Origin of the sequence: Hominibacterium faecale (genome assembly GCF_020734085.1) — a bacterium.
GTDB lineage: Bacteria > Bacillota > Clostridia > Peptostreptococcales > Anaerovoracaceae > Hominibacterium > Hominibacterium faecale.
This window is the reverse complement of record NZ_JAJAGH010000012.1, coordinates 182,240-196,780: the sequence shown is the minus strand read 5'-3', so window position 1 is coordinate 196,780 and position 14,541 is coordinate 182,240. Positions and strand designations below refer to the sequence as shown.

The 14,541-nt window shown below is 47.7% G+C and carries 13 protein-coding genes; 11 read left to right on the top strand and 2 right to left on the bottom strand.

All coding sequences use genetic code 11. The features are described 5' to 3' along the window. Positions 1–84 precede the first annotated feature (84 nt). Complete coding sequence (locus LG211_RS16540; RefSeq protein WP_148396898.1) at positions 85–969, bottom strand: cation diffusion facilitator family transporter; 885 nt, start codon at positions 967–969, stop codon at positions 85–87. 705 nt (positions 970–1,674) lie between these two features. Here LG211_RS16540 and mtnA point away from each other — a divergent pair. The 8 genes from mtnA to LG211_RS16500 all read left to right on the top strand — a co-directional run bounded on the left by mtnA (position 1,675) and on the right by LG211_RS16500 (position 10,102). Continuing rightward, positions 1,675–2,745: an S-methyl-5-thioribose-1-phosphate isomerase gene (mtnA, locus tag LG211_RS16535; RefSeq protein WP_148396897.1), complete on the top strand. Its 1,071-nt coding sequence runs from the start codon at positions 1,675–1,677 to the stop codon at positions 2,743–2,745. After that, complete coding sequence (locus LG211_RS16530) at positions 2,742–3,653, top strand: DMT family transporter (protein ID WP_269478026.1); 912 nt, start codon at positions 2,742–2,744, stop codon at positions 3,651–3,653. The genes mtnA and LG211_RS16530 overlap by 4 nt, the downstream gene beginning before the upstream one ends. 7 nt (positions 3,654–3,660) lie before the next feature. After that, positions 3,661–4,425 carry a segregation and condensation protein A gene (locus LG211_RS16525; protein WP_148396895.1) on the top strand — a complete coding sequence of 255 codons (765 nt, stop codon included), beginning with the start codon at positions 3,661–3,663 and terminating at the stop codon, positions 4,423–4,425. Next, positions 4,415–5,005, top strand: a complete 591-nt coding sequence (gene scpB, locus LG211_RS16520) for an SMC-Scp complex subunit ScpB (RefSeq protein ID WP_148396894.1) — start codon at positions 4,415–4,417, stop codon at positions 5,003–5,005. Before LG211_RS16525 ends, scpB begins: the two co-directional genes overlap by 11 nt. 93 nt (positions 5,006–5,098) lie before the next feature. Continuing rightward, positions 5,099–6,424, top strand: coding sequence for an MATE family efflux transporter (locus LG211_RS16515; RefSeq protein ID WP_148396893.1), 1,326 nt, complete (start codon positions 5,099–5,101; stop codon positions 6,422–6,424). A 92-nt stretch (positions 6,425–6,516) separates the two neighbouring features. Continuing rightward, positions 6,517–7,368 carry a D-alanyl-D-alanine carboxypeptidase family protein gene (locus LG211_RS16510; RefSeq protein ID WP_227755536.1) on the top strand — a complete coding sequence of 284 codons (852 nt, stop codon included), beginning with the start codon at positions 6,517–6,519 and terminating at the stop codon, positions 7,366–7,368. A gap of 2 nt (positions 7,369–7,370) precedes the next feature. Further along, complete coding sequence (locus LG211_RS16505; protein WP_148396891.1) at positions 7,371–8,270, top strand: hypothetical protein; 900 nt, start codon at positions 7,371–7,373, stop codon at positions 8,268–8,270. A gap of 449 nt (positions 8,271–8,719) precedes the next feature. Next, positions 8,720–10,102: a TrpB-like pyridoxal phosphate-dependent enzyme gene (locus LG211_RS16500; RefSeq protein ID WP_148396890.1), complete on the top strand. Its 1,383-nt coding sequence runs from the start codon at positions 8,720–8,722 to the stop codon at positions 10,100–10,102. Positions 10,103–10,329: 227 nt separating this feature from the next. Here LG211_RS16500 and LG211_RS16495 read toward each other — a convergent pair whose 3' ends face one another. After that, positions 10,330–10,569: a helix-turn-helix transcriptional regulator gene (locus tag LG211_RS16495; RefSeq protein ID WP_269478025.1), complete on the bottom strand. Its 240-nt coding sequence runs from the start codon at positions 10,567–10,569 to the stop codon at positions 10,330–10,332. A gap of 155 nt (positions 10,570–10,724) precedes the next feature. Here LG211_RS16495 and LG211_RS16490 point away from each other — a divergent pair, with 155 nt between their 5' ends. From LG211_RS16490 to LG211_RS16480, 3 genes are all read left to right on the top strand, one after another. Further along, positions 10,725–10,892 (top strand): hypothetical protein, encoded by a 168-nt coding sequence (locus LG211_RS16490; protein WP_227755535.1) that lies wholly within the window; start codon positions 10,725–10,727, stop codon positions 10,890–10,892. A 377-nt stretch (positions 10,893–11,269) separates the two neighbouring features. Beyond that, positions 11,270–12,412: an ethanolamine utilization protein EutH gene (locus LG211_RS16485; protein WP_269478024.1), complete on the top strand. Its 1,143-nt coding sequence runs from the start codon at positions 11,270–11,272 to the stop codon at positions 12,410–12,412. A 353-nt stretch (positions 12,413–12,765) separates the two neighbouring features. Next, positions 12,766–14,523, top strand: coding sequence for a peptidoglycan D,D-transpeptidase FtsI family protein (locus LG211_RS16480; RefSeq protein ID WP_269478023.1), 1,758 nt, complete (start codon positions 12,766–12,768; stop codon positions 14,521–14,523). Positions 14,524–14,541: the final 18 nt, after the last annotated feature.

The window sequence follows — 14,541 nt, the reverse complement described above, 5'->3', positions numbered from 1 at the left end:
TCATAATGCAATTTCTTTGGACCAAATGATGATAGTCAGAAAGCGATTCACCTGGGGCCTGGGCAAATATACCGGGTTCCAGGTTTACTTTTGTTCCGGTGCTGGGAGCACTCGGCATTCCTTGACCTCGTCAAATTGTGATTCAATATATTGGCGAAGTTGGAAACACAGGTCCGTTGAGGCCTGCAAGGTCGTTTCTCCCGGTAGATGAATTTTCATTTCTACATAAATCTTGTCCCCAAAGATGCGGGTTCGAATAGTTCCCAGGCGGTACAGGCCTGAATAGGATTCCGCTGCCGCCCGTATTTTTTCAGCTATCTGAGGATCGCATGCTTGGTCCACCATTTTATTGATTGCACCCATAAAAATGGAAAGTGCGGCCTTGATGACAAACAAGCAGATGATAACGCTGACCAAGGGATCGAGAATGGCTAATCCCGCCCGTGCTCCCAAGATTCCAATAAAGCTTCCGATGGAAGAGAGCGCGTCCGCCCGATTATGCCAAGCGATGGCCATCAGAGAATCCGAATTGATCTTTTTCGCCGAGGAGCGCATGTACCAATACAGGCCCTCTTTGATGGCAATGGCCACCAGGGCGGCTGCGGCTGCCAGCATGCTGGGCGCTTCCACATTTTCAAAGCTGCGGGACAAAATTTTATCCAGACCGGCGTAACCGATGCCCACGCCGACAACGCCTAAAATAATGGAAAGAATGATTGCCGCCACGCATTCCATCCGCTCGTGACCGTAAGGATGACGTGAATCCGGAGCCCGTGAAGCCACTTTGATTCCAATGATTACTATAATGGTATCCACTGCGTCCGCCGCAGAATGGACCGCATCAGAAATCAGGGCGCCTGACCTGCCCAAGATTCCGGCCATCAGCTTTAGAAAGCATAAAAAGAGATTCCCGCCGATACTGACAAAGGAAACTCGCATCGTAATCTGTTCCCGTGACTGATTTTTCATAAATTATAAATCCTTTCTCCCTATTAGTTATATTACAACAAGCGCGTTTTGTCAAAGCCTCTGGGTGATGTCCGGGCCGCCGGCTTTGGCCAGGCAGCGCGGGGGGATTTTCTGCTGTAATTATGGACAGAGATTTGTTATAATAAACGCATCGGATTGAAACGGCGTTGCCGTAAGGATGCGTTTATTGAAAGCAGCCAGACTGGGCAGGCTGCTTATAATCCCCGCATCGGATTGAAACGGCGTTGCTGCGAGGATGCGTTTATTGAAAGCAGCCAGACTGGGCAGGCTGCTTATAATCCCCGCATCGGATTGAAACGGCGTTGCCGTAAGGATGCGTTTATTGAAAGCAGGCGACAGGCAGAAATTGGACGGAGCCAGGTCTGTGGGAATAAGGGCGGGCGTGGATCATCGCGGTCTTGCCTCATTTGATGCAGTTTGCGATAATTTCTTATCGCTATTTGTAACTACACGGCCGATCAGCGATGATTTCATGTTGTTATTTGCCCGATCAGGCATAAAAAGCCCTCAAAATTATCGCTGGAGAGGCATTTTGGAAGGAATAGCGATGAAATTTGCCCTGGGGCCACACCACACCAGGTACCGGACACCGCAGACACCGTGGACCTGCAAACTACTCAGGCTGTTCATAATCCCCGCAGCATAGGCTCAAAACGAAATTTCTTGGAAAGGAATAGATTACGAATGATTACACCGGTTCGGTATGAAGACGATAGATTGATGATCTTGGATCAGACGCTGCTTCCTGGCGAGGAGCGGTACATTGAAATTAAGACGAAAGAGGATATTTGGAAGGCCATCAACAAACTGCAGGTCCGGGGCGCACCGGCCATTGGGGTGGCTGCGGCATACGGCGTTTATCGAGCCGTGCGGGATCTGGAAACAGAGAATTTCAGCGATTTCGCAAGGGAGTTTCATTGGGCCAAAGAGTATATCGCAACGGCCAGGCCGACGGCCGTCAATTTGTTTTGGGCGCTGGAACGGATGGAAAAAAAGCTGCTGGCCCTGGAGGACGGGTTGTGCTTTGAGCCGTCCTGGAATCAGGAGCTGGATTACATAAAAGAAGAACTCCGAAAAGAAGCCGATGCCATCCGCAGCGAGGATGAGGCGGCCTGTCTTGCCATGGGCGAATATGGCTTGTCTTTGCTGAAAAAGGGAATGGGCATTCTCACCCACTGCAACGCAGGGACGCTGGCGACAGCCAAATATGGAACCTGCCTGGCGCCCATTTATCTGGGCCAGGAGCGGGGATACGAATTCAAAGTTTTCGCCGATGAGACAAGACCGCTGCTGCAGGGAGCAAGGCTGACTTCTTGGGAGCTTTCCCAGGCAGGAGTCGATGTGACCTTGATTTGCGATAATATGGCGGCATCGGTCATGAAAAAAGGCTGGATCGACGCAGTAGTAGTTGGCTGCGACCGAATGGCGGCGAATGGAGACGGCGCCAATAAGATCGGCACCTCCCAAGTGGCGATTCTGGCAAAGGAATACGGAATCCCCTTTTATATGTTCGTGCCGGTTTCGACCATCGACTTGTCAACGCCTACAGGCGATCAGATCACCATTGAAGAGAGAAGAGGCGGGGAAATCTATGAAATGTGGTACCAAAAGCCCATGGCTCCTGCTGGAATCAAAACCTACAATCCATCCTTTGATGTGACCGACCATCAGTACATTACGGCCGTGGTGACCGAAAAAGGGATCGTTTACCCGCCATATACAGAAAATTTGAGAAAGGTTATCGAACAGAAATGAACAAGGGAAAAAAGATTTACGGATTCATGGTGCTGGCGGCCCTTTTCTGGTCGGGAGCCTTTATTGCGGGCAAGTATGCGGTACCGTTTATTCCAACCTTTACCCTGACCTTTATGCGGTTTTTCTTCGCTTCCCTGATCCTCTGCATCTTGTCCGGAGCAGCTAGGAAAAAGGAAGAAGACCGGTTCCGCCTGAAAAAAGAACATCTGCCAATCTTCCTTTTTACCGGAATCGTGGGAATGTTCGGCTACCACGTGTTCTTTTTCATAGCCCTGAAATACACCACGGCGATCAACTCTTCCATAATCGGGGCCATGAACCCCATCGTCACCATCGTGATCGCCGCTTTGTTTTTGAGAAACAAAATTCCGGCAAAACAGATCGCAGGAATTCTGCTTTCCTTTTTTGGCGTGCTCCTCACCATCACTGGGGCCGATGTTGAGACTTTGGTCCAACTGGACTTTAACCGGGGCGACCTGTGGATGGCGGCGGCCGTCATCTGCTGGGCAGCCTATGGCGTTTTCAGCAAGAGCAAAGGAGCTGGGATTCCGCCTTTTTGGCTGACCTACTACAGCTTCCTGGTCTGCACGTTGATTTTGATTCCCTTTGTGATTTGGGAAAAGCCGTGGCAGCTTTTGGCACAGGCGCCGCCGCAGGCGTGGATAGCCGTGCTTTATATGAGCATCTTTGCTTCCGTGGCCGGATATATGATCCAGCAAATCGCCATCAAACAGATCGGTCCTTCCAAAACCTCCATCTTCATCAACCTGGTGCCGGTTTTTTCCATGGTGCTGGCAACGTTGATTTTGGGGGAAGCATTGGCGCCTATCAAACTGGCGACGGCCGGTATTATCATTTTGGGGGTTTGCATCTGCCAGCTTTCGGGCAGCGCAGATCAGAAAGGATAGAGTTTCTATGGGATATAAAGTAAAATTGGGCGTGTTCGAGGGACCCTTCGACCTGCTGGTCTATTTGATCGAAAACGCACAGATGAATATCTACGACATTGAAATCGCGGAGATTACCAAGCAGTATCTGGCTTATATGGAAGCGATGAAAAAGCTGGACGTGCCCATGGCGGCGGAGTTCATGGTGCTGGCGGCCGCTTTGATTGAAATAAAATCCAAGATGCTGCTTCCGAGAACTTCCCCCAGCGAAGAGGGTGCGGCGCCAGAGGACCCCCGCACGGACCTGGTGGAAAAACTGCTGGAATACAAACGTTTCAAAATGCTGGCCGAGATGCTGCAGCAGCAGGAAGAAGCAGGGCTGCGTATTTTGGAAAAACCCCAGGAAGACTTGTCGGTCTATACGGGACAAACCGATGAATACCTGGACCTGGATCTGCTCCAGTTTATCACCGCCTTCAACCTTTTTCTCCGCAAAAAGAAAAAAGTAGAAGAGATCAGAAGGCATCATATTCGCAGCGAAAAGCAGCGGGTGACTGCGGAAGCGAGAATGGCCGATATTCGCGATTTTTTCCGGGAGGATCCATTCCGGGAGGCAGATTTCAAAGAACTGATCGACAAGAAGGAGGACCGATATGACATTGCGCTCACCTTTTCTTCTGTTCTGGAAATGATGAAGGAAAAGAAGCTGGACGCGGAGCAGAATTATATTTACGGCCAGATCAAGGTAAGAGCCACAGAGCATTTGATGGAAGGAGAAGACGATGACGAGTAAAAAATCCATGAAAGCCGCTTTTGAATCGATGATGTTTGTTTGGGGCGAACCGCTGGACGTGAAGCTGGCGGCGGAAATTTTCAATGTCAACTGGCGGGACGCATACGACTGCTTTTGCGAGTTGGCCAGGGAATATGAAGAGGAAGGCCGCGGCATTCGAATCCGCGAGGTCAACAAGAGCTTTCAATTTGTGACAGCGGAAGAAAACGTGGAATACATCGAGCGCTTGTGCACGCCGGTGAAACACAAACGGCTTTCCCAGTCAGCACTGGAGGTTCTGGCCATTATCGCATACAAGCAGCCGGTTACAAGGGGAGAGATCGAGGCTATCCGAGGCATTAAGTGCGAACGGGTCATTGAAGGCTTGCAAAGAAAGGAATTGGTGGCGGAAGTGGGCCGATCGACCGGCATCGGACGCCCCATTCTGTATGGTACTACCGATGTGTTTCTGAAAAACTTCGGCTTTAAAAATCTCAAGGAGCTGCCTGATATCGAGGATATTGAAGAGGCAATGAATTCCGATGAGCCTGCTGACAGCGTGGATCTCCAACAGATCGCTCTTACCTTTCCGGAAAAATAAAAGTGTGAAAATACCGAATTAAAAAACAATCCCATATCCGTTGTATCCCGCTTCTTTCAGGAGTATACTGATAAAAGCATGGAGGGATGAAACATGGAGTACAGGTTTACCAATCGGGATTTGAAAAAACTGATCATACCGCTGATCATTGAACAGTTTCTTCAAATTTTTGTGGGATTGGCCGATTCGATCATGGTGGCCAGCGTGGGCGAAGCCGCGGTTTCCGGGGTATCGCTGGTGGACTCTGTTTTCATACTGTTTATCAATATCTTTGCTGCGCTTGCAACGGGAGGCGCCGTTGTCTCAGGACAGTACATAGGGCGAAAAGAGCCGGAGACAGGCTGCAGGGCGGCCTGGCAGATGCTGATCTTCATTGCCATTTCATCGATTATCGTCATGGCCGCATGCTATCTTTGCCGGGGATTTATTCTCCATCAGGTTTTCGGCAGCATCGATGCCGATGTCTATTATAACAGCCGCACTTATCTTCTCATCGTTTGCGCGTCAATTCCGTTTATCGCGCTGTATAACGGCGGAGCAGCCATCTTCAGGGCCATGGGAAATTCCAAGATCGCCATGGAAATGTCACTATTGATGAACGGCATCAATCTCATCGGAAACGCAGTGCTGATCTTTGGGCTGCATATGGGTGTGGAGGGAGCTGCCATACCGACCCTCGCATCCCGTATCATTGCTGCCATTATTATCCTAAAGCTGTTGTGCAGGCAGGATCGTTTGCTGCATATTCCAAGGCCTTTTTTATGGAGAATAGATAGAAAACTTTTGAAAAAAATATTATATATCGGCATTCCCAACGGACTAGAAAACAGTATGTTCCAGCTGGGAAAAATTTTAGTTTTGAGCCTGGTTTCCGGGTTCGGAACAGCGGCCATCGCGGCCAATGCTATCGGCAACTATGTGGCAATGTTCGCCATTCTGCCGGGCATGGCGCTGGGGCTTACCACCGTTACCGTCGTTTCCCAGTGCGTGGGCGCCGGCGATTACGAACAGGTCCGCTATTACACGAAAAAACTGGTGAAGCTGTGCTATCTGCTGCTTTTGATTTTCAACGGTCTGGTGGTGCTTTCGCTGCCGCTGATCTTGCATGTTTACGGTTTGTCCGATCAGGCCAGCCAATTTGCCAAAGAGATTTTGATCTACCACTCCATCTGCGCGGTGACCATCTGGCCCCTTTCCTTCACCCTGCCCAATACCCTGCGGGCATCCAACGATGTGGCGCTGACCATGCTGATCGCGATCATTTCCATGTGGATTTTCCGAGTGGGATTCAGCTATCTGCTGGGCATTTATCTGGATATGCAGCTGTTTGGCGTCTGGGTGGCCATGACCATCGACTGGCTGTTTCGAGCGATCTGCTTTGCCGTCCGCTATCGCGGCGCAAAATGGCAGAAGGGTTAATGAAACGCTGGCGTGGGCGCAAAATTTGACGGTGAAAAAACGTATAAAATCTCCTGTGAAACAATAAGATGTTTTGTAGGAGATTTTTGATTATGAAGAAAATGAAACTTGCCATTATTTTAATTACCCTGGTGATCCTGGCCGTTGCCGCGGGTCTGGGGAGACATTACGTGACCCGGCAGACGGCGGCCGAGCCTGCCCCGGATGTTTCTGCGGCCCAGGCCATTTTGGTGGACGGCAAGACGGGAAAAGTTTTGTATGAGAAAAACGCCGATGAAAAAGCCTACCCGGCCAGTACCACTAAGATTATGACCGCGCTGCTGGTGCTGGAAACACTGGAGAAATACGACAGTCCCATCGACCAGAAGGTGGCTGTACCCAAAGAGGCCGTCGGTGTAGAAGGCTCCTCCCTGTACTTAAAGGAAGGGGAAAAGATCAGTCTGCAGGATCTGCTCTACGGACTGATGCTTCGTTCCGGCAACGATGCGGCAGTGGCGCTGTCCATCATAGCCGCGGGAAATACCGATCTCTTTGTACAGCAAATGAACGATAAGGCGGTAAAGCTTCATTGCAAAAACACCCATTTTGTCAATCCCAACGGCCTTTTTGATGAAAACCATTATACGACTGTGCGGGACATGTCCATCATTGCCAGAGAAGCCATGACCCATAAAGCCTTCCGGACGATTGTTGCCGCCAAATCGTGGGACGCTGACCGGGAAGAGAGCGAGTTCAATCATTTTTACAATAAAAATAAAACCGTCCATCAGTTCAAAGGCGGAAACGGAATTAAAATCGGGTTTACCAAAGCTTCCGGCAGAACCCTGGTGGCTTCCTCTGAAAGAAACGGAAAAGAGCTGATCTGTGTCGTTATGAGCGCACCAAATTGGTTTCAAGATGCATATATATTAATGGAGTATGGTTTTAAGAGATTGGAGGAATAACCATGACATATAAGGAAGAAGTATGCATCGACGCAGGATCAGAAAACTGTCCCTGCCTGCTGGCAGAATCGGGCGACTGTATCACCTGCAGCCGTTTGCAGGGAAAGGACTGCTGCGACTGTAACTGGCGCGGCGTCTGCATATATAATGAGTACATCCAAAATGGCAAGAAGATCAACAACCGCCGGGAGAGCAAGAAAACGAGGATTTTGAAAAAAATTTGGTACGGGGAAGATCTGGTGGTGCTGGTGGTGGAAGTAAGCAAAGGATTTGCCTTGAAAGCTTCACTGCCAGGCTCCTATGTGTTCCTCAAGCGCTGCCATGAGAGCGACTGCTACAGCGTGCCCATTTCGGTCATGCGGGCGGAACCGGAAAAAGGCCAGCTGCATCTGGCTGTGAAGGTTGTGGCGGGAAAGACCAAGGCCCTAGCGGAAGCGACCGACCATATTGAAATCAGAGGCGTTTACCGCAACGGTCTTTTGGGCGTTTCCCGCCTTTTGACGAAGCAGCCCCAAAAAGTTCTTTGTATTACCAAAGGCGTGGGGTTTGCACCCGCAGCCAATTATAACCAGTGGGCCTTCGGCAAGGATACCATCGATATGATTATCGATCTGGATAAGATCAATCAGGAACTGGTCAATGATTATTTGGTGGATTACCCGGTAAACAGCATTCGCTATACAGAGCTGACCCCGGATTTGGTTTGCCCGGAGGAATACGACCGGGTTCTGATTCTGGCGTCTGATTATTTTGTGGAATCCATTGCGGTTCCTGAGAAGAAGAGAATTGTCAGCAATAATTTTCATATGTGCTGCGGCGAAGGAATCTGCGGGGCCTGCACCATGGTTGATGACCAGGGAAAGAGTCATAAAATGTGCAAATGTCAGTTTTATGAATTCTAGCTTCACAGCTAATTTTCAAAAGCATGTTGTGAAAAAATACAAAAAATTATAATAAATAAGTTGACAACCAACAAATTACACTCTATAATAACACCATAATAAACATATATTTAAAACCGATGATTGAGACTAGTAAGTTTGGATCAGGACTTCACAGAGAACCGCGGATGGTGAGAACGCGATAAGGACGGCCGGACTGAATGGACTTATGAGGGTAGGACGAAAGGCACAGTGATTTGCGCCGATTAGCACCTGACGGGATCTCCGCCTGTTACAAAGGGAGCACGTATCAACAGCTGTACGTGGAGTTGAGAGACGGATTATGTCTGCTCTCAGGGTGGCATAGCAAAAGCAGCGCTTTTGTCCCATAGCAGGGATGAGAGCGCTTTTTTCATGATTATTTGGCAGCTGGACTCAATCAATCAGGAAATTTGAAAGGAGAAACAAAAATGACAAAAAACATACCCCACAGATTATATCTTACAGAGGACCAGATGCCGAAACAATGGTACAATCTGAGGGCCGATATGAAACAGCAGCATGATCCGATGATCAATCCTGCAACAGGAAAACCTGCAACCGAAAAAGATTTATATCCGGTTTTCTGTGAAGAACTGGCAAAGCAGGAATTGGATAATACGACTAGATATTTTGATATCCCTCAGGAAGTGCAGGACATCTATAAAATCTATCGGCCGTCCCCGCTGTGCAGAGCATATAATTTAGAAAAGGCTCTGGATACGCCGGCAAAGATTTACTATAAATTCGAAGGCAACAACACTTCCGGCAGCCATAAGCTGAACTCCGCCGTAGCCCAGGCTTACTACGCAAAACAGCAAGGGCTGAAAGGCGTGACCACGGAGACCGGAGCCGGCCAGTGGGGAACCGCCCTTTCGGAGGCATGCTCCTATTTTGGGCTGGATCTTGAGGTATACATGGTAAAAGTATCCTTTACTCAAAAACCCTTTAGAAAGAGTATAATGGAGACCTTCGGCGGCAATGTTTTCGCTTCTCCTTCCGACCGTACGGAAGCGGGGAGAAAGATTCTTGCAGAAGATCCGGACAATAGCGGCAGCCTGGGCTGTGCCATCTCAGAGGCAGTTGAGCGGGCTGTATCCAGCGACGGTTATCGATATGTTTTGGGCTCCGTGCTCAACCAAGTACTGCTCCATCAGTCGATTATCGGATTGGAGGCAGAACAGGCTATGGCCATGCTGGATGAATATCCGGATATCGTTATCGGCTGTGCAGGCGGCGGTTCCAATTTAGGTGGGCTTATCGCTCCATTTATGCGGGATAAAATCACTGGTAAAAAGGATCCGAGAATCGTGGCAGTAGAGCCGGCATCGTGCCCATCCTTTACCCGCGGAGTTTATAAATATGATTTTTGTGACACTGGAAAAATTACCCCAATGGCAAAGATGTACACGCTGGGATGTACCTTTAAGCCATCCGCCAATCACGCGGGCGGCCTGAGATATCACGGTATGTCGCCGATTTTGTCCAAGCTCTATCATGATAAATATATGGAAGCGGTGGCAGTGGAACAGACCAAGGTCTTCGAGGCTGCGGTGCAGTTTGCGAAGCTGGAAACGATCCTCCCGGCGCCGGAGTCTGCACATGCAATTCGCTGCGCCATTGACGAAGCAATCAAATGCAGAGAATCGGGTGAAGAAAAGACCATTCTCTTTGGCCTGACAGGAACCGGTTATTTCGATATGACCGCTTATGCTGCATATAACGAAGGCAAGATGTCTGACCATATCCCCACTGACGAAGAGCTAAAGCCTGCAATCGATGAGATTCCAACGATTCCGGGCATTCAAGAATAAAGCGGCATTTATAAATGCAAAACACGAAACCTCCTAGGTACTGCTGAGCATCGCTTGCGCACAGGCTGAAAAACGTTTCGTGTTTTTTTAGTTCTTGAGAAATGGGAAACGATTGAATATTTGACCCTCACCGGACCCATCTATAGCGCAATTCCTACAGAGCCCGTCTGAAATTTGCTGTCCGGGGACGGAGGGTTATATTTAGTTGAGTTTATGCATAAAAACTCTTAAAGATCCAATTTGCGGCAGTCCCTGAAATGTCGTTTTTGCGATGACAATCCTAAAAGATAATCAATTGACACGTTATAGTATTCCGCCAGCTGGACCGCTGCCCAAAGAGGTAGTTCACGGTCGCCTTTTTCATAGCGTCTGTAGACTTCACGCTGGCAGTGCAAGAGGTCAGCAATTTGCTGCTGTGTCAAATCATGGTCAATACGAAGGTCGGCTATCCGATTATTAATTCTCATAAAATCACCCCTTGCTAATGTTACCAAACGGTGGCATAATTATAATAAATATACCACCATGCGGTTGCATTTATTTTGTGAGTTAGGACGAAAAAGCTACAAAAGATAGCAATTTGTTGGAATGTATAACAAAATGGAAAAAAGAGGAGAAACAGATGACAGTAGAAGAATTTGAAGAACGTATTTTTGATGTGATCAACGAATCGGATGAAATATGTATCAACGATCTGGAAAGCTTTGATAAAAACGGCGGGTTAGCTGTTACAGTGGCAGATGGCAGCAGATTTGTCGTTAAATGCTTTTCTGTTGAACCGCGGGTATAAAAAGTCCGAGTGGTTTGGAAACAATATGACCTTTAATAGCGCAAGGAAGTTTGATCCTTGCGCTTTTTTGTGATAAGAAACGCCTGTTTATTAGTGAATTCTTATGTTGACATTTAATTAACATATAAGAAAAAATCAGTAAAAGCCTGAAAATTCAATGAAAAACGGATTAAATAAATAATCAGAAAATAAAATATAGCAAATTAGTTACATATGGATCAAAATAACAAACAAATTAATTACAAATACAGCAAATAAATTACGATCAAACAACAAATAAATCGTTGATTATTTAACAAGTCCAGGTGTAGAATAGAGTTGTAAGAAAAAGATAAAAGAGAAAGGATGAAAATACGCTGACAAAGCGTGGTGAAATTGTGGATCATTTTAGTTTTAATCAAATCGTTGTTGATATCATGGTAATCTTTATGATTTTGGGAGGGTTTGATAAAATAACCAAGAAAAAGTTCAAATTGGGGCTTGCTGATGAGTTTGAGGAAGGGTTTCAAGCCCTGGGTGCTTTAGCGCTTTCCATGCTGGGAATTCTGGCATTCGCGCCGGTACTGACCAAAATTCTCCTTACTGTGCTGGGTCCTGTCTATGAGTTCCTTGGTGCTGATCCAGCAATGATGGCCGGTTCTTTTCTCGGCATGGATATGGGAGCATATTCCATCGCACATGAAATGGCGGCTTATGAGGAAGTGGCGAATTTTTCAGGTTTAATCCTGGGAGGGATGATGGGTAACACACTTGTGTTTATCATACCAGTGGCGATCAGCATTTTGAAGAAAGAGGATTACCCGTTTATGGCACAGGGCATTTTATATGGAGTAACGACCATTCCGGTAGGCTGCATTGCCGGAGGTTTGGCAGCAGGATACGAGTTAACAATGATTCTGCGTAATCTGCTTCCCATTATCCTCATCGCCGGACTGATTATATTGGGACTAAAGCTGATCCCTGAAAAAATGATTAAAGGCTTTCGCATTTTTGGCGATGCCATCATTGCGATGATCACAGTAGCATTGGTATGCTCCATTATAGAAACATTAACCGGTTTTACGATTATCCCGGGGATGGCTCCGCTTTCAGAAGGGTTTGATGTGATCGGAAATATCGCTATTGTTTTGGCAGGAGCATTTCCAATGGTATGCTTTGTGACTAAGAAACTGGGAAAACCGCTGCAAAAATTGGGAACTAAGATCGGAATCAATGACACGGCTGCGGCAGGATTGGTTGCCAGCATGGCCAACAACATCCCGATGTGCGGAATGATGAAAGATATGAATAAGAGAGGGAAAATCCTCAACGCAGCTTTCATGGTCAGTGGAACGTTTATTATCGGTGATGATCTGGCTTTTACCGCCAGCGTTAATAAAGAAATGATACTGCCGGTGATCGTTGGCAAAGGCGTTGCCGGAATCGCTGCAGTAGCAGTGGCATGGTTTGCTACCAAAAAACTGGAAGAAAAGGCGAATCCTCGTAACAAAGATCATCAAGCAGAAAAGAACGCAGCATAAACGCTCAAAAGGCTGCAGCTGAATAAAGAATCGAATAAGCATCGCGTGCAAGCAGCAACCCACTGCAAACACCCGATGCTTTTCCTTTTGCCCCAGCAAAGCTTGGAAGGCAAAACGGACAGCGAAGCGGAGGAAAGCGCCGAAGTCTGACCTATTCATAAAATATTAAGATTTCCATCGATGATTCACCGGACAGAACTCTTTATATGATCACATTTTTGTGTTATTGTTTATTATGCAGGAAATATCAAAAAACGTACCTTGCGAGTCAGCGACATGTGTGTATAGGAATCCTTGATTCCGTTATGCACACGTTTTTTATGGAGAAGCGGCATAAGAAGGGATAGGAGAAGATGACAAAGGCTACAAATATAAGTAAAAAAAGAAGCATTTACATATTTGGTATTCTGGCGGCAGTGATGCTGGCGTTGTGCCTGCGGGCAGGTTACATACAAATCGTTAAGGGAGAAACCTATACGGCAATGGCTGAAAATCAACAGACGAGAAATAAAGTGGTCAGCGCCAATCGGGGGAGCATTTCCGACCGCAACGGAGATATCATGGCTGTCAGTGCCACAACCTATGTCGTCTGGGCCAGGCCGGCCAACATACCAAAAAAAGAACTGGAATCTACGGCAAAAGAACTGGCTGAGCTCCTGGATTTGGACAAGGCGGATGTTAAGAAAAAGCTGCGTCAGGAATCTGTGCTAGTGAAGATCGCCAAAGATTTGGACGAAAAAACAAAAGAAAAAGTCAAAGACTCCAAACTGAACGGTATCGAGATTACAAAAGGGAAGACCAGATACTACCCGATGAAAACGCTGGCAGCCCAAGTCATCGGCAATGTTTCCAGCGACGGCGACGGACTTGCGGGCCTGGAGCTGCAATATAATAACGAGCTTAACGGTATCGCCGGGCGGCAGGTGGAAAAAACGGATCCGGCGGGCCGGACGCTTTCCTATGGAACGAACGACACCTATCAAGCTGAGGACGGTCTGAATGTGGTGACAACGCTAGATGCGGTGGTGCAAAGCCATGCGGAAAAAGCAATCAAAACTGGAAAAAAGAATACAAAGGCTGATAAAGTTACCTGCCTGATGATGAACCCAAAGACTGGTGAAATTCTTGCATCTGCTACAACAGAAACCTATGATCCCAATAATGCCAGGATACCGCTTTCGGATACGGAAGCAAAAAAAGTGGAAAAGATGTCTCCCAAGGACAAAGCGGAGTACTTGAACAAAATGTGGAGAAATCCCTTGTTCAGCGATACCTACGAACCGGGGTCGACCTTTAAGCTGCTGACCTTATCAGCGGCTTTGGAAGAAAAGACCAGCAGCTTAAAACAGCATTTTCATTGTTCAGGGACCTATAATGTCAGCGGTACGATTCTCCGCTGCTGGAGGTACGACAATCCCCACGGTGATGAGACCTTAAAACAGGCGGTGGGAAATTCCTGCAACCCAGTATTCATTCAGCTTGGAAAACGGCTGGGTGTTGACACTTTTTATAAGTATTTGGATTTGTTCGGAATCACTGAGAAAACAGGGGTTGATTTTCCGGGAGAAGCTCAGGCACAGATTCAAAACAAGGATAAACTGACCTCGGTGGACTTTGCCACGATGTCTTATGGTCAAGGAATTTCGGTTACGCCTGTTCAGCTGTTGACAGCAGTCAGTGCTATTGGCAACGATGGCGTTCTAGTGCGCCCGCATATGGTAAGTAAACTCACCGATGCGGACGGCAATACGGTAAAATCTTACGGCACTGAGGTTGTGCGGCAGGCGATTTCCAAGGAAACGGCCGAAGAAGTGAAAGAAGCCATGGAATATGTCGTGGACGAAAGCGGCGGCACCGCAGCCAAAGTGAAGGGTTATAAAATGGGCGGTAAGACGGGAACCGCGCAGAACGAGTCCAAGGGACTTGCTTCAAAGACTTATTACGCGTCCTTTGTGGGACTGGCCCCGATCGATGATCCTGAAGTAGCCATTTTGGTGGTAGTGGATAATCCCAAGGGCAAGATTCATGGAAGCGAGGCAGCTGCCCCCATCGTTAAGGAAATCATGGAAAGCGTGCTCCCATATCTCCAAGCCCGGCCTTCCGGAAAATAAGGTGTAAAATTTAAGAAA